Annotated in this window: 25 protein-coding genes; 6 read left to right on the forward strand and 19 right to left on the reverse strand. The window is 37.6% G+C overall.

The features are described 5' to 3' along the window. The first annotated feature begins 25 nt into the window (after positions 1-25). From ABVM49_RS04395 to ABVM49_RS04405, 3 genes are all read left to right on the forward strand, one after another. Positions 26-1,078: a ferredoxin--NADP reductase gene (locus ABVM49_RS04395; RefSeq protein WP_038598215.1), complete on the forward strand. Its 1,053-nt coding sequence runs from the start codon at positions 26-28 to the stop codon at positions 1,076-1,078. A 110-nt stretch (positions 1,079-1,188) separates the two neighbouring features. Next, the gene (locus tag ABVM49_RS04400) at positions 1,189-1,482 is read left to right on the forward strand and encodes a hypothetical protein (protein ID WP_405203197.1); all 294 of its coding nucleotides are present in this window, start codon (positions 1,189-1,191) and stop codon (positions 1,480-1,482) included. Continuing rightward, positions 1,479-2,141, forward strand: a complete 663-nt coding sequence (locus ABVM49_RS04405) for an ATP-binding cassette domain-containing protein (RefSeq protein ID WP_405203198.1) — start codon at positions 1,479-1,481, stop codon at positions 2,139-2,141. The genes ABVM49_RS04400 and ABVM49_RS04405 overlap by 4 nt, the downstream gene beginning before the upstream one ends. A gap of 68 nt (positions 2,142-2,209) precedes the next feature. Here ABVM49_RS04405 and ABVM49_RS04410 read toward each other — a convergent pair whose 3' ends face one another. From ABVM49_RS04410 to ABVM49_RS04435, 6 genes are read right to left on the reverse strand one after another with little or no spacing between them, the layout of a single operon-like run. Next, complete coding sequence (locus ABVM49_RS04410; RefSeq protein WP_405203199.1) at positions 2,210-3,163, reverse strand: NAD(P)H-dependent flavin oxidoreductase; 954 nt, start codon at positions 3,161-3,163, stop codon at positions 2,210-2,212. 59 nt (positions 3,164-3,222) lie between these two features. Next, positions 3,223-4,236, reverse strand: a complete 1,014-nt coding sequence (locus tag ABVM49_RS04415; RefSeq protein ID WP_405203200.1) for a glycosyltransferase family 9 protein — start codon at positions 4,234-4,236, stop codon at positions 3,223-3,225. A gap of 59 nt (positions 4,237-4,295) precedes the next feature. Beyond that, a complete protein-coding gene (locus ABVM49_RS04420; RefSeq protein WP_038598205.1) occupies positions 4,296-4,907 on the reverse strand; it encodes a DUF4254 domain-containing protein in 612 nt (203 codons plus the stop codon). Position 4,908: 1 nt separating this feature from the next. After that, the gene (locus ABVM49_RS04425; protein WP_405203201.1) at positions 4,909-5,907 is read right to left on the reverse strand and encodes a DNA adenine methylase; all 999 of its coding nucleotides are present in this window, start codon (positions 5,905-5,907) and stop codon (positions 4,909-4,911) included. Beyond that, a complete protein-coding gene (locus ABVM49_RS04430) occupies positions 5,904-6,545 on the reverse strand; it encodes a hypothetical protein (RefSeq protein ID WP_405203202.1) in 642 nt (213 codons plus the stop codon). The genes ABVM49_RS04425 and ABVM49_RS04430 overlap by 4 nt, the downstream gene beginning before the upstream one ends. Then, on the reverse strand, positions 6,545-7,471 hold the full coding sequence (locus ABVM49_RS04435; RefSeq protein ID WP_405203203.1) for a hypothetical protein: 927 nt from the start codon (positions 7,469-7,471) through the stop codon (positions 6,545-6,547). Before ABVM49_RS04435 ends, ABVM49_RS04430 begins: the two co-directional genes overlap by 1 nt. Positions 7,472-7,549: 78 nt before the next feature. Between ABVM49_RS04435 and ABVM49_RS04440 the strand changes: the two genes are divergently transcribed. After that, positions 7,550-7,813, forward strand: a complete 264-nt coding sequence (locus ABVM49_RS04440) for a DUF6341 family protein (RefSeq protein ID WP_375252092.1) — start codon at positions 7,550-7,552, stop codon at positions 7,811-7,813. A gap of 8 nt (positions 7,814-7,821) precedes the next feature. Here the strand turns inward: ABVM49_RS04440 and purD are convergent, their stop codons facing one another. Continuing rightward, the gene (gene purD, locus ABVM49_RS04445) at positions 7,822-9,090 is read right to left on the reverse strand and encodes a phosphoribosylamine--glycine ligase (protein WP_405203204.1); all 1,269 of its coding nucleotides are present in this window, start codon (positions 9,088-9,090) and stop codon (positions 7,822-7,824) included. 140 nt (positions 9,091-9,230) lie between these two features. On the opposite strand from purD, the gene ABVM49_RS04450 reads away from it, so the two are divergent. Both ABVM49_RS04450 and ABVM49_RS04455 read left to right on the forward strand, forming a co-directional pair. Then, positions 9,231-10,511, forward strand: coding sequence for a phenylacetate--CoA ligase family protein (locus tag ABVM49_RS04450; protein ID WP_405203653.1), 1,281 nt, complete (start codon positions 9,231-9,233; stop codon positions 10,509-10,511). A 93-nt stretch (positions 10,512-10,604) separates the two neighbouring features. After that, positions 10,605-11,543, forward strand: coding sequence for an endonuclease/exonuclease/phosphatase family protein (locus ABVM49_RS04455; protein WP_405203205.1), 939 nt, complete (start codon positions 10,605-10,607; stop codon positions 11,541-11,543). Here ABVM49_RS04455 and ABVM49_RS04460 read toward each other — a convergent pair. The 12 genes from ABVM49_RS04460 to ABVM49_RS04515 all read right to left on the reverse strand — a co-directional run bounded on the left by ABVM49_RS04460 (position 11,540) and on the right by ABVM49_RS04515 (position 24,214). Next, positions 11,540-12,334, reverse strand: a complete 795-nt coding sequence (locus tag ABVM49_RS04460) for a glycosyltransferase family 2 protein (protein ID WP_405203206.1) — start codon at positions 12,332-12,334, stop codon at positions 11,540-11,542. The genes ABVM49_RS04455 and ABVM49_RS04460 overlap by 4 nt on opposite strands. Beyond that, entirely contained in the window at positions 12,318-13,670 is a 1,353-nt protein-coding gene (locus ABVM49_RS04465) for an undecaprenyl-phosphate glucose phosphotransferase (RefSeq protein ID WP_405203207.1), read from the reverse strand. The genes ABVM49_RS04460 and ABVM49_RS04465 overlap by 17 nt, the downstream gene beginning before the upstream one ends. Positions 13,671-13,672: 2 nt before the next feature. Further along, positions 13,673-14,659, reverse strand: coding sequence for a UDP-glucuronic acid decarboxylase family protein (locus ABVM49_RS04470; protein ID WP_405203208.1), 987 nt, complete (start codon positions 14,657-14,659; stop codon positions 13,673-13,675). A gap of 91 nt (positions 14,660-14,750) precedes the next feature. Then, a complete protein-coding gene (locus tag ABVM49_RS04475) occupies positions 14,751-15,977 on the reverse strand; it encodes a WcaI family glycosyltransferase (protein ID WP_405203209.1) in 1,227 nt (408 codons plus the stop codon). Next, complete coding sequence (locus tag ABVM49_RS04480) at positions 15,970-16,518, reverse strand: putative colanic acid biosynthesis acetyltransferase (protein ID WP_405203210.1); 549 nt, start codon at positions 16,516-16,518, stop codon at positions 15,970-15,972. Before ABVM49_RS04480 ends, ABVM49_RS04475 begins: the two co-directional genes overlap by 8 nt. Then, the gene (locus tag ABVM49_RS04485) at positions 16,518-17,594 is read right to left on the reverse strand and encodes a glycosyltransferase family 4 protein (protein ID WP_405203211.1); all 1,077 of its coding nucleotides are present in this window, start codon (positions 17,592-17,594) and stop codon (positions 16,518-16,520) included. The genes ABVM49_RS04480 and ABVM49_RS04485 overlap by 1 nt, the downstream gene beginning before the upstream one ends. Further along, the gene (locus ABVM49_RS04490; RefSeq protein ID WP_405203212.1) at positions 17,584-18,813 is read right to left on the reverse strand and encodes an O-antigen ligase family protein; all 1,230 of its coding nucleotides are present in this window, start codon (positions 18,811-18,813) and stop codon (positions 17,584-17,586) included. Before ABVM49_RS04490 ends, ABVM49_RS04485 begins: the two co-directional genes overlap by 11 nt. Beyond that, positions 18,783-20,225, reverse strand: coding sequence for an O-antigen polymerase (locus tag ABVM49_RS04495; protein WP_405203213.1), 1,443 nt, complete (start codon positions 20,223-20,225; stop codon positions 18,783-18,785). Before ABVM49_RS04495 ends, ABVM49_RS04490 begins: the two co-directional genes overlap by 31 nt. After that, positions 20,215-21,288, reverse strand: a complete 1,074-nt coding sequence (locus ABVM49_RS04500) for a glycosyltransferase (RefSeq protein WP_405203214.1) — start codon at positions 21,286-21,288, stop codon at positions 20,215-20,217. Before ABVM49_RS04500 ends, ABVM49_RS04495 begins: the two co-directional genes overlap by 11 nt. Further along, positions 21,278-22,546, reverse strand: a complete 1,269-nt coding sequence (locus tag ABVM49_RS04505; RefSeq protein WP_405203215.1) for an oligosaccharide flippase family protein — start codon at positions 22,544-22,546, stop codon at positions 21,278-21,280. Before ABVM49_RS04505 ends, ABVM49_RS04500 begins: the two co-directional genes overlap by 11 nt. Next, a complete protein-coding gene (locus tag ABVM49_RS04510; protein ID WP_405203216.1) occupies positions 22,547-23,167 on the reverse strand; it encodes a hypothetical protein in 621 nt (206 codons plus the stop codon). It lies immediately after the preceding gene. Further along, the gene (locus ABVM49_RS04515) at positions 23,168-24,214 is read right to left on the reverse strand and encodes a GDP-L-fucose synthase family protein (protein WP_405203654.1); all 1,047 of its coding nucleotides are present in this window, start codon (positions 24,212-24,214) and stop codon (positions 23,168-23,170) included. It lies immediately after the preceding gene.

Below are 24,214 nucleotides of genomic sequence, written 5' to 3' on the forward strand. Positions count from 1 at the left end.
TTGTATTTTTGTAAAAAAAACGTCAATGTCTTCATTCCACACACTTCATATTCAGACCATTACAAGAATCACAGCAAAGTCTGTTGCTATTACTTTTGCACTTCCGGGTGCTTTAAAAGAGCACTTCACCTTTGCGCCTGGTCAATATATTACTTTAAAAACTACGATAGACGGTACAGAGGTTAGACGTGCTTACTCTATTTGTAGCACACCTCAAGAGGGGCTTACCGTTGCAGTAAAAGAGGTAGAAAACGGAACGTTCTCAACGTATGCAAACAGAGAACTTAAGGAAGGTGACACGCTAGAGGTACAAGAACCAGAGGGTAGATTTAAGATAGATAATTCCGCTTTCGCGAAAGCGAAAAACTACGCAGCATTTGCCGCAGGTTCTGGTATTACACCTATTCTGTCTATGATAAAGACAACCCTTACTCAATCTCCAGATAGCACTTTTGTACTAGTCTTTGGGAACCGAACGCCAGAGGAGGCGATGTTTATAGACGAGTTACAAGCCTTGAGATCACAATATACAGATCGCTTCTCTATAGAGTCTATTTACTCGCAGTCGCGTGTAGATGGCGCACACTTTGGCCGTATTATGAAATCTACGGTAAACTTTGTGGTAAAAAATAAATATGCCGAAAACAACTTTGACGATTACTTTTTATGTGGTCCAGAGGCAATGATTAATGAAGTAACTAAAGTTCTAAAAGAAAATGAAGTTGCAGACACTGCCATACATTTTGAACTCTTTACAGCAAGTACAGAAACTACAGAGATCGAGGCGCCTCTAGACGGTAAAACGGCAATAAAAGTACTTTGTGATGATGAGGAGTTTGAGTTTACTATGGATCAAGAGACAAACATTCTTGACGCCTCACTAGATGAAGATATAGACGCACCACACTCTTGTCAAGGCGGCGTATGTAGTAGCTGTATCGCACGAGTAACAGAAGGTACAGCTGTGATGTCGCAAAATCAAATTCTTACAGATGCAGAGGTTGCAGAGGGACTCATCCTTACCTGCCAGGCGCATCCTACCTCAGCTAGAATTGTGGTAGATTATGATGATATATAATTGAGGTTATAACATTTTTAAAAACCTGCCCGTTATACAACAGGCAGGTTTTTTTATGTCATTAAAGTATGTTGCCCCTACCTTAAAAGGAGATTATCTATTTTTAACCTATGTGGAACTTTTATCGTGACGTAACATTATATGCTGCTGCAGTCTGCATTTTATTTGGACTCGCGACAGTTCCTGCTCGAGATAGCATTATAAATGGTGTTCTGGTAACCATCGTTGTTTTTGGTGTGTTTGGGACTGGCTTGGGCGTTCTTGCCTTTGGTTACTTTCAAAAGCAACAGTATTATATGTACCATAATCTTGGTTTTACAAAGAGGCACCTCATCACAAGAACCTATTTGATAAATGGTGTTCTAGCCATAGTCTTGCTTATCATTACATCCTTCTTTGTATGATAAACGAGCTACAACTCATATCTGCACAAAAATCTTTTGGAAGCAAAGAAGTGCTCAAAGATGTCTCCTTTACACTACAGACTGGTGATATTTTGGGACTATTTGGTGCTAATGGATCTGGCAAATCTACATTGCTCAAGATACTTTTTGGCACCTTAAAAGCGACTAAAGCAACACTTACCATAAATGGCTCACCTACATCTCTAGAAAAGATTATTCCAAGGCAATATATAGGCTATTTACCACAAGAAAGCTTTTTGCCTAAACATTTAAAAGTAAGAGATATCATCCCGCTATTTTATAGTGATGGTGATGATCAAGACGCCATTTTTAGAGCTCCATTTATAGAAAAAATAGCGTCAAAAAAAGCGGGCGTACTCTCAATGGGTGAGATACGTTATCTAGAGCTGTTACTTGTAGCAAATCTTAATCACCCATTCCTTATGCTAGATGAGCCTTTCTCTATGATAGAGCCCTTGTATAAAGAAAAGATAAAAGAGTTTTTGTTTTCGCTTAAAGCAAAAAAAGGAATCATACTCACAGACCATTATTATACAGACGTACTAGACGTTACTACGAGTAACATTGTACTTTCTAACGGGTTTTCTTCGGTAGTATATTCGGTAAAAGATCTTAAGCTACAAGGGTATATTACATAAAAAAACCTGTCTCATCTTTATGACTTGACAGGTTTTGGTTTTATTTACGCTTTCGCGAAAGCGTACTTCTATATAAACTTCTTAATAATCATTGCTACAGGCTCTATCGCTGTGGTTTGCTCTATAGAAGGTCCTGCAACCCATACGGTTTTATAAGTAGCTCCCTGTGCGGCCTTTGTGGTATCACGCATACCCTTTGCAAAACGAATGGCTTTTACCCATTTTTTGAGCTTCTTATTTTTATTAAGAAGACCTTCTAGCCAGGTTTGTTTTGTTCCTATCTTTTGAACATAAGGTGTATTAATAACTGTACACGGTGTACCAGATATCTTTTGTGTCATCACGATATCTTTTGCTCCAAAGTCTACACAAGCTTGCTTGTACTCTTGAGACACAGGTGCCTCTTCTGAAGCTATAAAAGGGCTTCCTATACTTGCTCCTATCGCGCCGTAAGACATCGCACGATCAAGGTCGCTCTTGTTTGCAACCCCACCAGCAGTTATTACCGGTATCGCGCAGTTTTCATTAAGCTCTTTTATAAGTGCTTCTGGAGCGATATTACCTCTGTGGCCACCAGCTTGATTATTTACTGCAACTAGTGCATCACAACCCATTGCTTCTACCTTTTTTGAGTAGCTCAAGTCTGTAACGTCACAAAATACTTTAATTCCCTTTGGTTTTGCCTTCTCGATAACCATTCTAGGTGACCCGAGAGATGTGATAATGAAGTCTACACCTAGCTCACAAGCTGCTTCCAGCTGTGCTGGGTACTTCATATTAGATTTATTTACAATAAGATTTATCCCGAAGGCTCCTCCAGGTACTTTTGACGCTTTAAGCTCAGTAATGGCAGCTTTAAGCTCTTCTATAGTTCTATAATTAAGTGCTGGTACGCAGGCAGCGATACCATTTTCCATTCCGGCTTTTAACATTGCGACATTAGACACCAGAAACATAGGTGCCATAATAATAGGGTGAGTTATGCCCAGTAAGTCGTTAAGGGTAGGTTTTGTTGCGCTCATAGTTATATATTATACCACAAATATAGTACAATTTTACTGTGCGCGCATAGTATGTAACGCTAGATAGTTGCTTTAATCTTATCAATTACCTGTTCTGGCAAGATGGTTTTCATCACTTCTTCATAACCTTCTGGCACTAGATTGCCGTATATTGAAGTTGGGATTTTTGGATACTTTTCTCTGTCTGACACTATGCAGTGCTCTTCTTGATTAAATGGAGCAAAGCCTGCATAAGGATGTGTTACTCCCCAAAGGCTTATCGTAGGAACGCCATACATTGCTGCGAGGTGTGCGTTACCACTATCCATAGAAAGCATCCCGTCTAGCTGACTTATAAGATTAAGTTCTTCTTTAAATTTAAGTGCTCCAGCTACGACCTTTACATTTTTACAGGTATTTGAGAGGTTATTGAGTATAGTCACTTCTGAGGGTGCTCCAAATAGAAAGATATCATACTTATCTAATAGGTCTATTCCTTCTACTACCATTTTCATATAGTCTAGAGGATACTGCTTACCTAGGTGGGCGGCAAAAGGTGCTACTCCCAGCCACTTACGACTATGACCTGCTGTAAACTCAATGATTGCTGGCGCTCTATTGGGTTTTGGTAAAACCTCTGGAACTAGGTTTTTAAATTCTAGGTTGTCAAAAACAGCATTGTAGCGCTGTACAGTTGTTGCAAGTTGTGTAAAGTTCTTATCACTTTCTCTAGTGAGTGCTTTCTTTTCGGCTCTTCCTTTATCTAGAGTTGCACTAGGCAGATTAAGAAAGGTACGAAGCATTTTAGACCGTATCACATTATGCAAGTCTGCAACGTGTGTGATACCAAGCTTTTTCAGCTGGCGTGCGAGTTTCCATATACCCATCACTCCTTTATGTTCTGAAGTGACATTTGCAGCAACAAATTCAAGGTTAGGTATGGAGCTTACAATGGGTTTAAAAAATGGTTTTGAGAGAAAAGATATTCTTATATCTGGATTTGCTTTCGCGAAAGCGTAAACCACAGGCACCGTCATCGCTACATCTCCCATTGCAGAGAGCCGTATGATGAGAATATGTTTTTGTCTAGCCATTGTAAGAATGCACGATACCGCTCTTTAAAATAAAGAACGGTATCGTGCGTAAGGATTCATTACTTTTTAATGTTTCTTAGTACTGGGTTTAACTCATCGTCATTATACATTTTCATTTGCTTGTATACCTTCATATACTTGTCTCCTTTTGAGATGTCATCAAGTAAGGTATCTATTGCTGTAGAGAGGTCTACGCGTTGCTCTAGTAAAACATCTAGCTTAGTCTGGCAAGCAGCTCTGTGTGCATCACTTGCATCTTCACGTGTTGCTTCTTCTTGCATATGATATACTTTTAAAGCAAGTATAGATAAACGGTCTACTCCCCAAGCTGGGCTTTCTGTATTAATTGTTGCTCCTTCTTTTACAGTTACATCTTTATACTTCTCAAGAAAGTAGCTATCTATATACTCTACCATATCTGTACGATCTTGGTTTGAGGCATCAATCTTACGTTTAAGTGTAAGTGCAGCCACAGGGTCTATTTGAGGATCGCGTATAATATCTTCATAATGCCATTGTACAGTATCTATCCAGCATTTACGGTATAGCAAGTGCCCTAGTACATCTTCATTTTTATCATACTTGTTGATAAAAGGTTGATCTACGGTGTTTATTACGTGATAGGTGTCTATCGCTTCTTTAAAAATGGCATTTGCCTTATCTGTAAACATATTATTGTTTTTCTAAAATGTGTAAATACTCTATTGTGCTGCTAGCTTTGTGATGACGGCTAGCTGTTTTATCTGCTCTGAATCGTTTATAGCTGGTGGTTTTTACATCATATCTACCATACTGCTCCATCACCTTTTTAATAACTGATGGACTCATTAAACCCTCATTACTATAGCTTACAAAAATGTACTTAAACTGAGCATTTTTTATAAGCTGTTCAAAGCTTGAGACAACCGTTTTCTTACTACAATAAGCACTTTTATTATAGATGGGAAGACCTGTTTTTCCTCGTGGTGCAAAGATATTATATTTTGCAATGGTATTAAGTATGTGATAATTTGCACCATACTGCCGTACATTATATGGAGGGTCTATGTATAAAATATCTCCGCTTATTTTAGTAATAAGCTCGTTACCATCTTCTTGAAATACTTTATGAGCTGTCTTTGTAATCTCAAAAGTAGCCGGAGTAATGACCATATTCTTTGCGGCTCTAGGTTTTATAGTTTTGAGATAAGACCCATAAACAGAGGCTGTGTTTGCAATTTTATCTGCACTCTCAAGTAGGCTGGCTAGTAGAAAATAGTAGACATCTGTACTTATCGCTTTATTATGATACCATTTTTCAACCTCTGTGCGTATGCTATCAATTTTTTGAGCATTATGCTTGCTGAAATATAACCGATTACCCACACCTCCTTCTCCATATTGTGCGGCAATAAAACCTTCTTGCAGTGGTAATGAATTTAGGTTTTCTATAAGGTCATTATATTCAAAATTCTTATAGTTTCCTATATAATTACGATTGAGAACATAGCTATAAAACTCAAGATCATTTGCTATGACGGCTTTTACTTGAGATTTAAATACCCTACCTACTGCGCCTGTACCTGCAAAGAGATCGCAAAAAACTAAATCGCTTAGGTCTCGCCCACACACGCTATGTATGGTGTCTTGTATAAAGGAAGATAATCTATGTTTTGAACCTATATAATTCATCTACTTACCCATATAATGTCCGCCATTGTTTCCTTTCCTTCCTCGAGGGAAAGGACTTCCATTACTGCTGGTGTTTTCTGTTTTCCGTAGGGTTCTATGATGGATTTTATGAGTTCTATTTCGGCTTTTAGTTTCCAGTGTTCTCCGTTTTGGTCGTGCACGACTATAAATAACCTGTTATTGAGGTGAAAGCGTTGCCCGGTACTTTGGTGCTTGTAAAACCAGTGTATGAGTAGGGTTTTGTGCGCTTTCGCGAAAGCGTAATTCTCACCAAATCCTTTTGGGAATATACTTGTTTTATGGTCTATGCGCTCGCCTAGCCATCTAAAATCGTAGTGGTCTTCTACCGGATTAGGGTTAGGTGCGAAACCTGGTAGGTCTGTAAAAATTTTTTCTACAGCCTGAGCACTCCAGAAGTTGTACCATCTGTTTATGGCGTAGTTAAAGAAATCTTGTGTGGGAAAATTGTGCTCCTTTTGTTGTTCCTCAATTTGAACTAAAAGCGCTTCCCAAGACATTGTTTTATAAATAAACTTAGTCGCATCATCCCAAGTATCATTTTGCTTTCTATTCCAAACATAGGGAAGGTTACACCTTTTCTTTAACTCGCTCTCTATGTAGGATATATCGAGCTTCATTATGCGATATAGTTTATAAATACTGGAAGAAGGACAATAAGCCACAACAAGCTTTCCTTAAAAATAGGACTCTCTGTGTGTTCTAAAAAGTTACTTACTATAATGGTCATTACAGGTACAATAAGATACCACTCTGCGCCTGTTTTATGTGCCGAAAGCGCGATCACTAGTAAGCCTACAGCGAGTAATCCTAAAATTACAGAGTATCGAGACTTTGCCCCAGAAGAAGCATTTCTTTGCTCACCAAGATATTTCCATACTGTCCATAACATTAGTGCTATGAAGAAGGCAATGGGAATAAGAATTTTGACTTTATTATAAGCTCCAAAATCAAAAGAAACAGACTCAAATACAATCGTAACATCTCCCGGAGCTCCTGCTTGTAGAAGTAAAAAGCTATAATATATGACTGTAAATGATATAAATGCTATGAGAGGAATAAATAAATATCTCGGGTTTGAAATATTATATAATAAAAGCCCTAAGTAAATTGCTATTAAATACAACCAGCTAAAATAAAATGCGAGCGCAGCAAGGAGAATCCATAAGGTGGCGTCAAAAATCTTGCGTTCCATATATAACTCAGACTTAAAACTTATAATGCGTCGCAAGGCGATGAGTATAAAAAAGCCTGCAAGTAGTATCGCACCATCTCGTAAAGCCACTGGTAATGAGAGGCTAAAAGCGGCAAAAAGCAATACACCGTAAGCACTACGCTTAGTTAAATCATTTTTTTGAGCCACAAAATTGAGTATAAACATTGTGCTTATAAAAAGTAGCCACATCCCAACGAGTCGAATCACTTCTTGCCAGTTAAATGGCGTTACAAACTGCTCTCTATTACTATAAAAAAAGCCCAAAGTCATATAAATAAAGACGAGCACCACGGCTAGTGGTTTTGAAGTACCAAAAAATCTTGTGAGCATAGCTAGTTTTTTTCCTATTTTTGCAGTCACATCTATGGATGTACAATTAAGATTTCAATATTGTAAACATACAACATTATGAGTTTGAGAGGATTTTTTGAAGGAGTACAAGAATTTGCAGAAGCAACTTTATTTGCACCCTTTAATGCACTTGCAGAGTTAGAACTAAGTAACTGGTGGCTTGCAAATGGTGTAAACTGGATTTTTATGCTCATTTGTGCTGCTGCAATCGTATACTGGATTATGGAAATCAAGAAATATGATGCAAATGATACTGAGTATCGTGAAGCAAAAGCTCACGGTTTTTTAGGTAAAAACAGCGAGCTCGAGAGCAACATTTAATAATACTACTATAGGTCAAAGCCTATATCTGTACGATAATTGATCCTATCAAAATGTAGATTTTCTATATTTTGATAGGATTTTTTTATGGCCTGTTTGAAATCATCATCAAAAGATGTAATTGCGATAACACGACCTCCGTTAGTCACTACTTGCCCATCTTTTTCTGTGGTGCCGGCGTGAAAAACAAGCGAATCTTCTATAGTATCAAGGCCTGTAATGACTTTACCTTTTTCATATGCTTCTGGATAACCTCCAGATACGAGCATAACCGTTGCTGCACTTCTTGGGTCTAGTTTAAACTCCTGTTTGTCTAAGGTTTGAGCATCTACCGCCTTAAATAATTCTACAAGATCAGACTGTATACGTGGTAATACCACCTCTGTCTCTGGGTCTCCCATACGCACGTTGTACTCTATTACTTTAGGGTCATCTCCTACTTTGATAAGACCTATAAAAATAAAACCTTTGTACTCAATGTTTTCCTTAGAAAGCCCGTTTACCGTAGGTTTTACAATGCGCTCCTCTATTTTCTGCATAAATGCATCATCTGCAAATGGTACTGGACTTATAGCGCCCATACCACCAGTATTAAGACCTACATCTCCCTCTCCTATACGCTTATAATCTTTTGCCGTAGGGAGTACTTTGTAGTTCTTACCATCTGTGAGTACAAATACACTAAGTTCTATACCGTCTAAAAACTCTTCAATCACCACGGTTGCACTTGCATCGCCAAATTTTCCTCCCAGCATATTTGCTAGCTCTTGCTTTGCCTCTTCAAGATTGTCTATAATCAAAACCCCTTTTCCTGCAGCAAGACCATCTGCTTTTAATACATAAGGTGCCTGTAGTGTTTCTAAAAATGCCTGTCCCTTAACAAGTGTTTCTGAAGTAAAAGCCTCGTAGGCCGCCGTAGGTATATTATGAGCCATCATAAACTCTTTTGCACGCTCTTTACTTCCTTCTAGCGCTGCACCTACTTTACTAGGTCCTATAACAGCAACATTTTTAAGCGATTCATCTGCCTTAAAAAAGTCATAAACACCTTGTACAAGCGGGTCTTCTGGCCCCACTACAACCATCTCTATCCCTTCTTTTATTACAAGCTCTTTTATTGCATCAAAATCTGTAACTCCTATAGCAACATTTGTGGCTATTTGTGAAGTCCCGGCATTACCAGGCGCTACAAATAGTGAATCACAGTGGTCACTTTGAGCAATTTTGTATGCAAATGTATGCTCACGTCCTCCAGAGCCTAAGATTAAGATGTTCATTTGATTAGTTTTTAGGTTTAAGAGCAAAAATAAGTTTTGCTTGTGTAAATAGATGCGATGTCTCTATATTTTTCAATCGTGTTTTGTATTTTGGTGTTCAAAACTAAGGTGACTTGAAACTATTTAATAGAGCGTTACGAATGCGAGGGTTTGATACTGATTTTGCAAAATCAGAATTAGCACGTATTCAAAGCATACCAGAAAGTGAATATGAAGACTATATATCAGAACAAAAAAAAACCATAGTTACCTATCACGAGATTTATAACTCTTTCTATAAAAACCTACTTGTAGAGAGAGATGAAAAAGACTGGGAAACACTACCAATACTTACAAAAAAAGATTTACAACAACCACTAGAGCAAAGACTATCAGAGATTTATCATCTCAAAAATGTGTACGTAGGTAAAACCTCTGGTTCCTCTGGGACACCTTTTACTTTTGCAAAAGATAAGGATGCACACGCACTCACTTGGGCCTCTTTTATAGATAGATACCAGTGGTTTGATCTTGATCTAGACCGTTCAAAACAAGCACGATTTTACGGTATTCCGCTCAACGCTATTGGGTACACAAAAGAGCGTCTCAAAGACTTTTTAAGCAATAGATACCGCTTCCCGATTTTCAATCTAAACGAGAAAGTCCTTGAGTCTATTTATAAAAAATTTAAAAAAACAAAATTTGAATATATAAACGGGTATACAAGCAGTATTGTTCTTTTTGCAAAGTATTTAAAAAAGAACCACCTCATACTCACAGATGTCTGCCCTACTCTAAAAGCCTGCATTGTTACAAGCGAGATGCTTTTTCCAGATGACCGCAAGCTTATAGAAGAATACCTCAACGTACCAATTATTAATGAGTATGGCGCCTCAGAAATTGGGCTCATTGCATTTCAAAATAAAGACAATGAATTACAGGTAGACAGCGAACTTCTTTTTGTGGAAATTCTTGATGAAAATAATCGCTCTGTTCCCAATGGGGAGATAGGTCGTATTGTAGTCACATCACTCTATAATAAAGCACATCCATTTATACGTTATGATATAGGAGATATAGGTGCGCTTTCGCGAAAAAGTACTCCCAAAAAACCTATTTTAGAACAATTACAAGGCCGTACAAACGATATCGCTAGACTCCCAAGCGGAAAAGTAGTCCCAGGTCTCACATTTTATTATGTAACCAAAAGTATCATTCAAGACGATGGTAACGTGCAAGAGTTTGTTATAGAACAAACCGCTCTTGATACATTTAGATTTATTTACACAGCACAAAAACCACTCACTGTTAAGCAACAAGATGCTATAAAAAAAGCCACAGCAACCTATCTTGAAGAAGGATTAAACGTAGATTTTATCAAGATAACTACAATGGATAGGTCTGACCGAGGAAAATTAAAACAGTTTACATCAAAAATCTAACTGAACTTATCCATAAGTTCTGACTTGATAAACAGGCAAATACCTCTTTATTGGTAGTATTACAATTTCTATCTTACCATAAAATATCGTGTTATGCCAGCCTTTCCAAAACCTGCATTTACTTATAATTTTTCGGTTAAAGACCAGATAGACTTACTACTAGCTCATAAAGAAACACGTCACATTCCAGCAAAGTCTAAAACCAAGTTACTCATCTCTTCTTGGAACATTGCAAACTTAGGACTTCATAAACGCTGGACTATACACGCGGCCCTTATAGCAGAAATTATAGACTGGTTTGATCTTATTGCCATACAAGAGGTAAACGTAAATCTTGAAGGCCTTAGACAAATAGAGGCCGCATTACCTAGTCATTATAACTTACTTTTTTCTGATAAGGCTGGTAATAATGAGCGGTTTGCCTACATATTTGATAGCCGCGTAGTCAAGCAACTTGAGATGGTGGGCGAAGTAGCAATCCCTCCCAAGGATCATAAGTATATAAAATTACCTGGAGTAACTAGTTCTTTTACTGGCTTTGATCGCAATCCTTATCTAGGCTCTTTTCAATGGAGAAATACAAATTTTGTTTTACTTAATGTACACTCCTACTTTGGAAGTAACAGTAAGAAAAACATTCATCGTAGAGCTTTAGAAACTTATGCAATAGCTAGGCACACAGACTTGATGGGAAACTCTAAATATGCCTTTTCTGATAAAATTATTGCCCTTGGTGATTTTAACTTACCACTAGTAGAACCTGGTGACCTCATCTATAAAGCCTTAGTAAAACGTGGCCTAGAACTACCTAAACATTCTACTAAAGTATACTCAAACATTGCAGATGATAAAATGTATGATCAAATAGCCTTTTTACCTTCTCTAAAAAACACCATACAGGCAAATGGGACTTTTGATTTTGATAACGCAGTTTTTCCAGACTTATGGCAAGAAAGCCACAGTAAGTTTAAGTCTTATGTAAAGTATTACTTATCTGACCATAGACCTATCTGGATGCAAATAGCTTTCTAGTAAATTTCTATATATTTTGGTCTCACAAAGAAATACTCCATTAAAAATATCCCTAACCAGTATGCTGATTTAAACCAAGAATACTCAAGATGCTGATTGTAAAATTTAAAATTATACTTTACTAGTTGTACTTTATTTGCACTCATAGATCCATCTCGTATTCTATAAAAAGCTAGATCTTCTTGAAGCCCTAAGGCTTCTTCACTGCTTCTTTTTATTGCTTCAAGCCACAATGCCCAGTCTTGCCTTTTTCTTATGCTAGGGGCGCTTATTTTGCCTATCAGGCTAGCATTGTATACTCCAGTGAGATTACCTATGTAATTATTTTTGTGCTGTTTACTATACGTAAGAGAAGGCCTTGCGTTTATGCGCTTGCCTAGTGGGTTACCCTTATCATCTATTTGTATGTAGCTGGTGTATGATACTGCACAATTATGCTTTTGCATAAAGGTAATTTGCTTAGATAATTTTTCGGGGTGCCAAAGATCATCTGCATCTAGAAAGGCTATGTAGTCACCACTGGCAAGCTCAGTAGCTTTATTACGGGCGTAGGCGGCTCCTTTGTTTCGCGAAAGCGTAATAACACGTATCCTACTATTTGCACTAGCAAGCTCTTGTGCTAGTGATAGTGAGTCATCTGTAGAGGCATCATCTACAATAATATGCTCCCAGTTTTGATAGGTTTGCGCTTTTATGCTTGCGCTACAAGCTTGTATAAAACGTGCCGCATTATACAATGGCGTTATAATAGAAACTAAGGGTTGTGGTGTGTGGCTAGTAGGCTTTTTCATCTCCTACTATGGCTTTGTAAATAGTGGTAAACACAATTTTGATATCTAGAAATAATGACCAGTTCTCAACATAAAATATATCAAACTTTACGCGGTTTACAATATCCTCATCTGTCTCTACTTCACCTCTATAACCGCTTACTTGTGCTAGACCGGTAATACCAGGTTTTATAAAGTGACGTACCATAAACTTATCTATGCGCTCTGCATACATATGCGTGTGGCTTACCATATGTGGTCGTGGCCCCACTACAGACATATCTCCTTTGAGTACATTTATAAACTGCGGTAACTCGTCCATACTCGTTTTTCTTAAGAACTGACCTACGCGAGTAATGCGTTCATCATTTTTACTCACTTGTTCAAGATCTGCCTTTTCATTAGGTCTCATAGACCTAAATTTATAGCAGTAAAACTCGTGATAGTCAAGACCATTACGTTTTTGCTTAAAAAACACGGTTCCCTTTGAGTCCAACTTAATTAATATGGCGAGTATAGGTGTGAGCCAAGAAAGAACTCCTACTAGTACAATTACCGATAGAACAATGTCAAAAGCACGCTTTATAAACTGGTTAAGAGGCGTGTCTATAGGGATGGTACGTAATGATAAGATTGGAGTAATCCCCAAGTACTGGTACTCTAGTTTTTTTGTAAAAATCTCTCTGCTATCTGGTATAAATTTGAGAATTTTAAGATTGTTATCTGTAAACTCAGAAATTTCTCTAAGTTGCTCATTTGAGAATTGCTCTACAGAGCAGTATACCTCATCAATATTATTTTCTAAAACATATCTAAATATATTATCTAGAGAGACCTTAGGATTATTTATATCAAAAGTACTCTTAACCATATACCCGTAGGCCTTGTTTTCTAAAAAGAAGTTTTTAAGCTCTTCTGCTTGATTATTCCAACCTAGAATAACCACATTACGGTGGTTACCGCCTAGCACAGTTCTATAAGTTTTAAGTAAATAAAACACGCCAAACTTTACTATAGACACCCCAAGAAATACATACAAGACATAAAAAATAATACTACGCGGTGATGTGTTTACATCTTGAAAGAAACCATAAAAAGCAAATACTAATAAGGCAAATATGGCAAGTTGTAATAAAATAAGAGAGACAATGCGCGTGGGTCTTGTGTATCGATATACCTCATAAAAACCTGACTTAGTTGCGGTAAACACCCACGTAGCAATGATGTATAGAGAAAACAACAAGAAGTTTTCATTCATTACAAGGCATAGCTTAGCTAGCAACACGATAATTGCAAGGTCAATACAATAAATTGCTGGCCTTATATAAACTGAATATCTACCTACGCGTTGCGCCATACTTATTTACGTATGTGCTTTGAGAAGTCCTTATGCTCACTTTTATAGAGCTCCTCTTGTGTAAGGTTTTTAAAATATTCGAAGGTTTTTTTCATACCCTCTGCCCTACCTACGGTAGCTGTCCAGTCCAAAATCTCTTTAGCTTTTGTAATATCTGGCTTGCGCTGCATAGGGTCATCTACAGGCAAGTCTTTATAGATTACCTTTTGATCTGTACCTGTAAGTTTTATAATCTCCTCTGCAAAGTCCTTTATCGTGATCTCATCTGGGTTACCTATGTTTACTGGAAGTGCATAATCACTCATAAGTAGCCTGTAAATACCTTCTACTTGATCATCTACATAACAGAAAGACCGCGTCTGTAAACCATCTCCAAAAACCGTGAGATCCTCCCCTCTTAATGCTTGCCCCATAAAAGCTGGTATTACTCGACCGTCGTTAAGTCGCATTCTTGGGCCATAGGTGTTAAATATGCGCACAATGCGCGTCTCAAGCCCGTGAAAACGGTGATAAGCCATTGTGATAGATTCTTGAAAACGCTTTGCCTCGTCATATACACCACGAGGGCCTATGGTATTTACATTACCATAATACTCTTCATCTTGTGGGTGTACTAGAGGATCTCCATACACCTCTGAAGTAGAGGCTATGAGAATACGTGCATTTTTAACCTTTGCAAGACCCAGTAGGTTATGTGTTCCTAAGGAACCTACTTTTAAGGTTTGTATTGGAATTTTAAGGTAATCTATAGGACTTGCTGGTGAGGCAAAGTGTAATATATAATCTAGCTCACCGGGCACGTGTACAAAAGTGGTCACATCGTGATGATGAAACTCAAAGTGTTCTAATTTAATCAGATGCTCAATATTAGATAAACTACCTGTAATAAGATTATCCATCCCTATCACGTGAAAGCCTTCTTTAATAAAACGATCACATAAATGTGACCCTAAAAATCCTGCTGCACCTGTAATTAAAACTCTCTTCATTCTCTATTATTGGTTGATTGGGTAGCAAATCTTATGACGGACTGCTTGCCGTAAAAATAAGGAAGTATTCACTGCTTATAAAACTAAGCTCCTATAACCTTCTCAATGCGTCAGTAAAGTCTTTCAAAATAGCTTTTCTGGCATATTTTTCTACTATAAACTTCCTTGCGTTACTCCCCATTAACGTTGCTTTATCACTATTGGTACGTAAGCTGTCTAAAATAGCCACAATCTCTTGTGCATCTGTGGTGCTTTTATAATAGCCGCCTTGCGATACCTCTATAATTTTTGCAGGCTCTGCATCTGGGTGGCCGGTTATTATAGAAGGGCGTGCACTTGCCATCATTCCTAAAATTTTTGAAGGCATTACTGTGTCTACAACTTCGGCTTTTTGAAATAAGATATGTACATCTGCACTAGCTAGTAAACTCGCTAACCTTTCTAGAGGTATAGGATCATAAAATTGTACACTAGAGTCTTTAAGTTGATCTTTAAGAATCTCCATTTTTGCTCCTGCACCTACCACAATTACTTCAAACTTTGTAAAATCTAGTGCAGCAACTATTTTTTTAAAAAAAGACCAGTCTTGTTTATCTCCCACATTACCCGCATACAGAATACTAAACTTGTCTTGAGAAAAGTATGGGTGTTGTGCCACTTGAGACGGGTCACTCTCTGTGGCATCTATCCAGTTGGGCAGGTAATATGTAGTCGTATTTGTCTTTTCTTTAAGTTTAGCCAGCATAGTCTGGCTTATAGTGCTCACACAGTCTGCTTTGTCCAGTATAGAGCGCTCTAAACGCATTAAACCTTTATAAGCAACACTTTTACTTTCTGATGTTGTGGTAGCAAGTCCAGATTGAAAAGCTGCGTCAAATTCAAAATCTTGAATATGTATCCAGTGTTTTGCATTACGCTTTCGCGAAAGCGTATTACCTAACCACGCACTACTTGTAAATGGTATTACTGAAATCACAATATCGCACTCCTTTATTTGCTTAAAGTTAAAACGTGAGCCTAGCGTAAAGTCTGTAATATGTACCACACGCTTTAAAAAGGTGGGACTCTTAGGTGTAAACTGCTTGTATCTATAAATGTCTATAGATCCTTTTTTCTCGTGTAAGTAACTCCCTTTATCTTGATATGCTGGAGCAATCTCCCACTGCGGATAATATGGAAAAGCTGTGATGACAGATATGTGTGCACCCTGCTGCTCCAGGTACTCTGCCATCTGGGTACTGTATAAACCTATGGCCGTATCTTCTGGATAGAAGTTAAGGGAGATGAGAGTGATGTGCTTGCCTGTGAGATTATTCAATACGATCTTTTAATATAACTAGTGGAGAACCTATACCTACCTTACCTGCTGGTACGTTTTTAAAAACGCTACTTCTAGCACCTATTACGGTTCCGGCACCTACAGATACTCCTGGTGCTACGTAAACATCTGTAGCCAGCCAGCACTTTTCTGCTATGTGTATAGGCTTTGCATAAATATCAAAATGAGGTGAGCGATAGTCGTGCGAGCCTGTACATAAATAACTACGTTGTGATATAACGGCATTTGCACCTATCGTAATAGGCCCTAAAGTGTACAAAACGACCTCATCTCCTATCCAGCAGTGATCACCTAGGTTTAACTTCCAGGGGTAGGTTATCTGAGCGCTAGGTCTTATGATGACATTTTTGCCCACTTGTGCGCCAAAACATCTCAAAATAAAACGTCTCCAGCCGTATAAAAACTGTGGAGAGTGTTTAAAGAAAACAGCATATACCACACGCCATAGTTGTACTATAAGAGCAGACCGCCCACGAAAACCCTTTGGCGTTTTATATTGATCTAAATTCTGGTATTCCACTACTTTCTAAATATGGTTATAAGTCTACTGGTAAATGCCTTCATCGTGAAGTTTTCACTAAAATGTACCTGGTTCTTAACCCCAATATCAGAAATAATCTTGGGATTACTGGCAATACTTTTCATCTTTAAAACGAGATCTTCTACATTTTGTTTTTCAACAAAGAGACCTTGCTCTCCATTTTTTATAATGTCTGGTATTCCTCCTTGCGTTGTGGTAATTATTAGACTACCTGTTGCCATTGCTTCTAAGATGGATATGGGCTGTCCTTCCATTTTATAATATGTAGGCAGCACAAAGACATTACCCCACTCAAAAAGGGCTTTCTTTTCTTCTCCCATTACCACGCCTTTATAGTCTACATTTTTGAGTTGCAGCAATAATGGTTTTACTTGCATCCACATTTCTTTTGTGACGGCTCCACCTATTTGAGCTTGGTAAGAAATATTCTGATTTTGAAGTTCTAGAAGCGCTTTTAAAAATATTATAATTCCTTTTTCTTGCATTAGGTTACTCAAATAGATAAACCGTGGAGAGGCGTAGTCTTTTGTGATATCTGTTTTTAAATACTCTTGAGCAAAATTGGGTAGAATATGAATATTTTTTTCATCTAGAAAGGGTGTCAAATTTGGTTTTAATGACTCAGACAGCACAATCCCGTCGCTAGATAAAGACATAAGTTTCTTTGTAACCCATCTCCTTATACCGGACATTTGATGGTAAGCTGTACCTAGGTGATTGCCGTGTATATGGGTGATGATACGCTTTCGCGAAAGCGCAGCAAAAACTATAAAAACAGCATATTTAAGCACCCCAAAAAACGTTTGTCCTGGAGTGAAATAAATTATGTGGTTTGAAAAAACTTTAAACGCCTGTGTATTATACTTAAGGTTGTGCCAAAGTTTTTTAAAGGAAAATACGCCCAGCTCTTCGTCTAGATAACTAAAGGATGTATTTACCTCTGTAACGTTATAGCCCTCATTTTTAAGCACGCTACTTACTACCTGATTTGCTAGCGAAACGCCAGTGGTAGGCTCTGGTAGTGGTCCAATAAGAAGAACTTTTTTATGAGGCATCTGAGGGGTTTACAAAAAGTGTTCTGGCAGAAAGGAAGTTAAAGAATAATGCAAAATAAATAACTCCGGCCTCACGCTCTAAAATATTTGTGGTTAACATAACAATGCCATAAAATAATAGAACGAGTATAAAAAGTTCATTATTAAACCGTGTTGCAAAGACAAGATTAATAGCTAGTGTGCCTAAAAAAGCTAATAATAATATGACTCCTCCTATGGTTAATAAACTCAAAAACTGATTATGCGTGTTATATCTCCCTTCTTTTAAAACACTATTACCTGTGGTTTCATACTTTTTATTGAGCACATCCCTATAATCACCTATACCGTACCCCAAAATAGGACTTTCATATATGAGTTCTTTTGCTACGCCGTAAATAGTATATCTAATATTTGTAGACGTAGGTCCTCCCTCACCAATCACCTCAATTTTTTGAAGTTCTAAAAATTTATTTCTGGTGCGTGGTATGGCAATCATCAATACAACAAGACCTAGAATTGCAAAAATATAAGGCCGTACAATTGCTCTTTTGCGCTGAAATAGTATAAACAGTGTAGAGACAATCATAAGGGCTAAAATAGGCCCCTTCTTTGCATAAAGTAGCAAGAATAAAATGAGTATTGCGTCAAGTAATAAGACTCCTACTATTTTCCATTTACTTTTTAAGGAGCGCAATATGAACATTGAGAATAAAATCGCCACACTACAATGCATTGATAGATAGATAGGGTGTATTCCATATTTACCCACATCAACACGCATCACAGTTGGAAAATGAATGAGCATATCACTAAAACTATAATGTGTAATGTAAAACCATAAAAACGGAATCACATTAAAAAGAACAACGGTCACAAGATATACCCCTAGAAATTTTTCTAACCGAGAGTAGAGATATTTCATATCGTTTCTTGAAAACAAGGCAAAACAGAGCGGAAACAATAGTAATGACAAAAATGAGGTAAGTTTTCTTACTCCATAGGCGATGTTATTACTGTAAATGAGTGTTATCGCTATTAAAAAATAAACCGCAGCATTTACTAGAAAAAAGCGTGTGTTAAATGTATTTTTACTTTTAAAAAAATGATAAACTGCGACAGCACAAAACAACCCCACAGCAATAGATTTTACATTTGTAGGTAACAGTATTGATGCAAATAGAAGAAACAAAGCTCCTTCTAGATACACTAAGCTTTTGTTATTTGTTTTTGCCTCCATTTATATTGATTATTTAATCCATTTTTGATAAGGTAATCTATTAATCTAGCAATACCCATAACACCTATAAGAGTTCCCACGTAATACGAAAATCCATTTGCAAAATCTCCTCTTAAGAAAAACAGTAAGTGTATCGCAAAGTAAAAAGCCATAATTTTTTTAATAAGAATGTGGCTATGTAACCAAGTCAAAAAGTAAACTATTGCATACCCAAGAGCAATGGCAAGAAGTATAACACCTATAATCCCAAAATTTACATATCCCTCAGATACCATAGGGTTAGATAAGTTACTGTACGTAAACTCATAGTTGTCTATTAAGTGCTCGCCTACTAGCTGTCCCGTACTCACTGGTTTTCCTTCCCAGATTTTACGGGGTATAAAAAACAAAAATGCGCTTAAAAACTGGTATCCATATGAGAAGCCCTCGTACTTTACATAATCTATAGTGCCAACTATATTTATAAAGGCATCATAATGTATTGTATTAAAAACCTCACCTATCCCCTCTCCTTCAAACTCATCTAGAAGTATACGCGGCTGTATAATAATCTGTCTCAAAGAAGACTTTGCGTGCGTAATAATAGCCGAAAGTGGAAACACAACAACCATTGTAAAAAACATAAAAAACATCGTCTTCACATTACTATTAAGCAGTCTAGGTGCGAGGAGGTAAATTATAGAAATATAAATGGGACCTAAGGCATTTCTCTTTTCTACTAGCGGATTTTTAAACCATAATAGCAGTATCATAAATAAGACAAACATAACAGCCACAGCAAGCACATTTATACCCGACTTTTTAGACTGTTTATAATACTGCACCGATAAAATAACACCCCCTAGTGGTACTACAAAAAGTAGCTTTTTCCATATAAGTAAAGCAGTGCGACCTATGGATGAGGCCATCCATCCAGCACGAGCCATCTCGTTAAAAACAAACCCCATACTCACAATAAATACGAGTAAGGAAATACCTAATATTCCAAAAAGCACAAGAGGTAATCTTTTGTCTCTATTATAATTTGGGACTATAACCCTGGTTTTTCTAGTTTTTTTAAACCACGTATAAGCTCCGAAAAAACAGAGCGTAAAAAGTATTATTAATACATTACTATAAATAATGCCTGAAGATGTGTAAGGAAGCTTTGTTAAGAAATCTGCATTCTTATCTCCTATAACTCGTAGCTGCAATATGGGTGCTATGATAAAAAATAAGAAGTTAAAAACAATGTACACAGATATAAACGGTGAGTACTCGCGCTCTTGATATAAATGCCACCAGAACAACGCAAACAGAACAAGGTTGCTCATAAAAAATGACATCCACACCCATACATCTGTTGCAAAAGTTGCAAACAGTACAACACTTATCCCTAGATAAGCTAGTAGTAAGATGAGTCTACCTATCATCGTTTTGCGTAAGTTTATAAAACACCATTGCCATTGCCTCTACCGTATAACGCTCGCGACAGTAGGTGGAGATTGCATCTCTTTTTTCAATCCACTCTTCTCTGTATGAGAATATTTTTTTTACGCTTTCGCGAAAGCGTACCACATCATCTGTCTCATAAAACACCACATTACCGCCCTCTATTGCTGCCTCTATTTCTGGCGAGTGCGGTTCATCACGAGAGATAAGCATAGGTACACCAAAACCAAAACTTTGGGTAATAGATAGACCTACATAACCTGGCGAAACACTTAACAAGCTTGAAGCATAAAGTCGTTCTAACTCCTTTGTGTCACTTATATGCCCATACAATACCACACGATTCTCAAGATGATGTTTCTTTATAAATGTAGCGATTTTAGATTGTTCTTCTCCAGCGCCTACTATGAGAAGCTTTGTTTCTGGTGGAAGATCTGGTAAACACGCTTTAAATGCTTGGACTAAAAAGAGTGGTTTTTTTTCTGGAGTTAATCGCCCTACGTAAATAAGGTGGTGTTGTTTACCTGCAGCGACATTCATTACTGCACTACTCATAAGTGCGTTAGGCGCGGCGAGTATGTGTGTTGCGGGCATTTTTTCTTGTAACTCTTCCTGCTGTTTTTTAGTATATACCACGATGGTAGAAGCTAGTTTACGCATTTTATGACGCAAGCGGTCTGTAGGACTATTTTTACCCTTACGCGGCCAGGCGTGACCCCACAACACAGTTTTGAACCCCTTAGATTTCCGTTTGTATAACAACCACCAGTTGCTCAATATGCGAGGGTTCATCTCAAGTACAACAATACCTGGCTCTAGTGCTAGATGTTTTACTCCTCGTTGCCATAAAAAACGATTACCTAGTAAAAATTTGTTTTCTAGTTTTTTATGTAAAATGCTATTGTCTGTTTGTACAGACGGCTCAAAATAATGAGCTCCACCATATAGCGAGAAATTTGTATTCAGTAATCTGTAGAGTTCAGCATAGAAGCCTCCTCTATAATCTGGTAATGCAGTCTGTACAATGGTAAGTCTAGACGGCATAAGATTGGGGTTTAGACTGTTTAAAGAAATACACCCAACTTAATAACGCTAGCGCTAGTTCTGTAAAAACTACTGCTATCACAATACCATAAATAGGCCACACAGATACAAGTGCACAAGCCAGTACTACATTAAATACACCGCCTGCAAGTAGTATATTCATACGCTTTACATAGGCACCTACAGCAGGTAAGTATAAGGTAAGGATGAGCATATTAAGGCCTGCAAAAACGGTTGCCGTACATAATATCTTAAATGCAGTTGTATAAGCCGTTATGGCGGGATCATCAAATAACAGTTGTAAAATATCTTCTCCAAAGATGAGTATGATGGTTATAAAAATACCCGCCAGTATTATAATACCCGGCGCCATCTTACGTATACTCGCTCTTCTCTTTGCCTCATCCTGTACAGAGAGCCAGGGGAATACAGCTTGCATAATGGGAGAAAAGAAACCTTTGGCTGCCATAAAAATTCTTTCAAAACTACCGTAAATACCAGCAATAGCATCGCCTGCTATCATCCCCACTATAAATACATTTGCAGAGTTAAAAAGCCTTGCAGCTATATTAGACACAAAGATGCTTTTACTCTCTGTCATAAGTTCACCCATCATCTTTTTTGAAGGCTTAATGAGTTTTACAAACTTGAGACTTATGATAAAGCTTATAGTTCCGGCTATAAGAAAGCCTATACTGGTGAATAATGGCACATTGCTATAATCACCTACCTCACGAACAAAAATGAAGATAAGCGCCGTAAAAATGATTTTAGCAAGCACATTGAGTATGGCTATAAACTGCATTTTCTCAATTCCCTGGAAAAACCAATCTGGAAACAATGCTTGCCCTACTACTACACCATAACTTAACGCATACACCTCCCACTCTAACCTAAACCTAGGAAACGCAAGTATGATTATCGCATACACAACCGCTACTGCAACAGCCAGCAATAATTTTATAGATATCACTGCCGAAAAAACCTGAGATTTTCCTGAATCATTGTCTTTGAGAATAGATATCCTACGGGTAGCACTTAAGTTAAATCCAAACTCAACAAACACATATAAAATAGTGCAAAAAGATTGTGCAAGTAATACAAGTCCATATTTTTCTACACCTAGTGTACGTACTAGGTAAGGCAATAATATAAGAGGTAACAGAATATTTGCCGCCTGTATAAACAGTAACGAAACGTAGTTGCCGGCCATCTTTCGGCTTGCAGCATTCTCTTTTATGGATTTTAATATACTCAATTATGGTTTTATTAAAACTACTGTGTCTGACACACCGCTTGTAAAATGTAGTTGCTCCCAGCTACTTGTGAGTTCTGAAAACGCTTTCCACTCCTCTGGTTGTTTCTTTCCTTCTTTCTTGTAATTATAAGGTGTATGTGAATCAAGTGGTATATACCGTTCTGCATCATCTAGCAACAGATAACCTCCAGAGGTGAGCTTCTGTATAGCTTCAAGGGCAATACGATCACGATATTTACCATCTACAACCATAAAATCTATGGAGTTATTATCAAATTCTTTTACAATATCTAGGTAAGGAATTTGGCCTGACATATCCTGCTCACAAGATTTTAAGATATAGCGTACGTTTGTAAGCATAGCTTTTTCAAGTTGTTGTTTTACTTTTTGATACCAATCTTGATGATCTTCTATGCTTACTAAGTTCTTAAGCTTATGAGCATACCAAACCGTACTCCTACCGGATCCAAACTCTACGCCGGTCATCTCTTTATGTAAGTTTGTGTCTAGCCATTTTATAGCCCTAGGTGCAATCCAAGGTTTATCCTTATTAAATTGCTCATATACATAGAGTCCTATTCTGTTAGTTATATATCTAGGGGTCCAGATTTTGGGATTCATCTATTTCTTTTTTAAGTACCAGTTGTATAGGTTTACAACACCTTCTTCTAGGCTTGTTTTATGCGTCCACCCTAGCTCGTGTAATTTATTTACGTTAGTGAGTTTACGAGGTGTTCCGTCTGGCTTTGAGGTATCAAAAACAAGTTTTCCTTTAAAACCTACGATGCTTTTTATAAGCACGGCAAGCTCTTTGATGCTTATATCTATACCTGTACCTATGTTTATATGGGTATTCCTTACCTCATCGCTGTCACCTCTTACTTGGTCAAAGCTCGTTTTTTCCATTATATGTACACAAGCATCTGCCATATCTTGACTCCATAAAAACTCGCGTCTAGGACTACCTGTTCCCCATATCTCTACACTTTCGGCAGAGATGCCAAACTTTTTTAGGATAGGACGCGCTTTCGCGAAAGCGGAAACCTCTAGATCTTTACATACCTCATCGTTTTTATCTTCTGACAAGAGCTTTGCAAGATGCATTTTTCTAATAAGTGCAGGCAAAACGTGTGATTTCTCAAGGTCAAAATTGTCGTTGTACCCATATAAATTAGTAGGCATTACCGATAGAAAATCTGTCCCGTACTGAAGATTGTAACTCTCACACAGCTTGATTCCTGCGATTTTTGCAATAGCATAGGGTTCATTTGTATACTCTAGAGAGCCTGTGAGCAAGGCGTCTTCTGGCATAGGCTGTGGTGCGTTTTTTGGGTAAATACAGGTACTGCCTAAAAAGAGTAATTTTTTAACTCCGTGCTTATAACTCTGGTGTATCACATTGTTTTGTATCATAAGATTGAGATACAAAAAGTCTGCTCTGTAGGTATTATTTGCTATGATGCCACCCACCTTTGCGGCAGCCAGAAAAACATATGCTGGTTGTTCTGTTTTAAAAAATGTTGCTGTGGCAAGGGTATCTGTAAGATCCAGCTCTTCGTGTGTGCGCGTGACAATGTGATGATAACCCTTTGCTGTAAGTGCCTTTACAATTGCACTTCCCACAAGGCCTCTATGGCCTGCAACATAAATTTTTGCCTCTTTAGGTAT

Origin of the sequence: Dokdonia sp. LLG6352-1 (assembly GCF_045055815.1) — a bacterium.
Classification (GTDB): Bacteria; Bacteroidota; Bacteroidia; order Flavobacteriales; family Flavobacteriaceae; genus Dokdonia; species Dokdonia donghaensis.

What these genes read in the sequence shown, in the direction of transcription:
- ABVM49_RS04395 (WP_038598215.1), top strand. Translation starts at nt 26, where the DNA reads ATGTCTTCATTCCACACACTTCATATTCAGACCATTACAAGAATCACA.
- ABVM49_RS04400 (WP_405203197.1), top strand. Translation starts at nt 1,189, where the DNA reads ATGTGGAACTTTTATCGTGACGTAACATTATATGCTGCTGCAGTCTGC.
- ABVM49_RS04405 (WP_405203198.1), top strand. Translation starts at nt 1,479, where the DNA reads ATGATAAACGAGCTACAACTCATATCTGCACAAAAATCTTTTGGAAGC.
- ABVM49_RS04410 (WP_405203199.1), bottom strand. Translation starts at nt 3,163, where the DNA reads ATGAGCGCAACAAAACCTACCCTTAACGACTTACTGGGCATAACTCAC.
- ABVM49_RS04415 (WP_405203200.1), bottom strand. Translation starts at nt 4,236, where the DNA reads ATGGCTAGACAAAAACATATTCTCATCATACGGCTCTCTGCAATGGGA.
- ABVM49_RS04420 (WP_038598205.1), bottom strand. Translation starts at nt 4,907, where the DNA reads ATGTTTACAGATAAGGCAAATGCCATTTTTAAAGAAGCGATAGACACC.
- ABVM49_RS04425 (WP_405203201.1), bottom strand. Translation starts at nt 5,907, where the DNA reads ATGAATTATATAGGTTCAAAACATAGATTATCTTCCTTTATACAAGAC.
- ABVM49_RS04430 (WP_405203202.1), bottom strand. Translation starts at nt 6,545, where the DNA reads ATGAAGCTCGATATATCCTACATAGAGAGCGAGTTAAAGAAAAGGTGT.
- ABVM49_RS04435 (WP_405203203.1), bottom strand. Translation starts at nt 7,471, where the DNA reads ATGCTCACAAGATTTTTTGGTACTTCAAAACCACTAGCCGTGGTGCTC.
- ABVM49_RS04440 (WP_375252092.1), top strand. Translation starts at nt 7,550, where the DNA reads ATGAGTTTGAGAGGATTTTTTGAAGGAGTACAAGAATTTGCAGAAGCA.
- purD (WP_405203204.1), bottom strand. Translation starts at nt 9,090, where the DNA reads ATGAACATCTTAATCTTAGGCTCTGGAGGACGTGAGCATACATTTGCA.
- ABVM49_RS04450 (WP_405203653.1), top strand. Translation starts at nt 9,231, where the DNA reads ATGCGAGGGTTTGATACTGATTTTGCAAAATCAGAATTAGCACGTATT.
- ABVM49_RS04455 (WP_405203205.1), top strand. Translation starts at nt 10,605, where the DNA reads ATGCCAGCCTTTCCAAAACCTGCATTTACTTATAATTTTTCGGTTAAA.
- ABVM49_RS04460 (WP_405203206.1), bottom strand. Translation starts at nt 12,334, where the DNA reads ATGAAAAAGCCTACTAGCCACACACCACAACCCTTAGTTTCTATTATA.
- ABVM49_RS04465 (WP_405203207.1), bottom strand. Translation starts at nt 13,670, where the DNA reads ATGGCGCAACGCGTAGGTAGATATTCAGTTTATATAAGGCCAGCAATT.
- ABVM49_RS04470 (WP_405203208.1), bottom strand. Translation starts at nt 14,659, where the DNA reads ATGAAGAGAGTTTTAATTACAGGTGCAGCAGGATTTTTAGGGTCACAT.
- ABVM49_RS04485 (WP_405203211.1), bottom strand. Translation starts at nt 17,594, where the DNA reads ATGCCTCATAAAAAAGTTCTTCTTATTGGACCACTACCAGAGCCTACC.
- ABVM49_RS04490 (WP_405203212.1), bottom strand. Translation starts at nt 18,813, where the DNA reads ATGGAGGCAAAAACAAATAACAAAAGCTTAGTGTATCTAGAAGGAGCT.
- ABVM49_RS04495 (WP_405203213.1), bottom strand. Translation starts at nt 20,225, where the DNA reads ATGATAGGTAGACTCATCTTACTACTAGCTTATCTAGGGATAAGTGTT.
- ABVM49_RS04500 (WP_405203214.1), bottom strand. Translation starts at nt 21,288, where the DNA reads ATGCCGTCTAGACTTACCATTGTACAGACTGCATTACCAGATTATAGA.
- ABVM49_RS04510 (WP_405203216.1), bottom strand. Translation starts at nt 23,167, where the DNA reads ATGAATCCCAAAATCTGGACCCCTAGATATATAACTAACAGAATAGGA.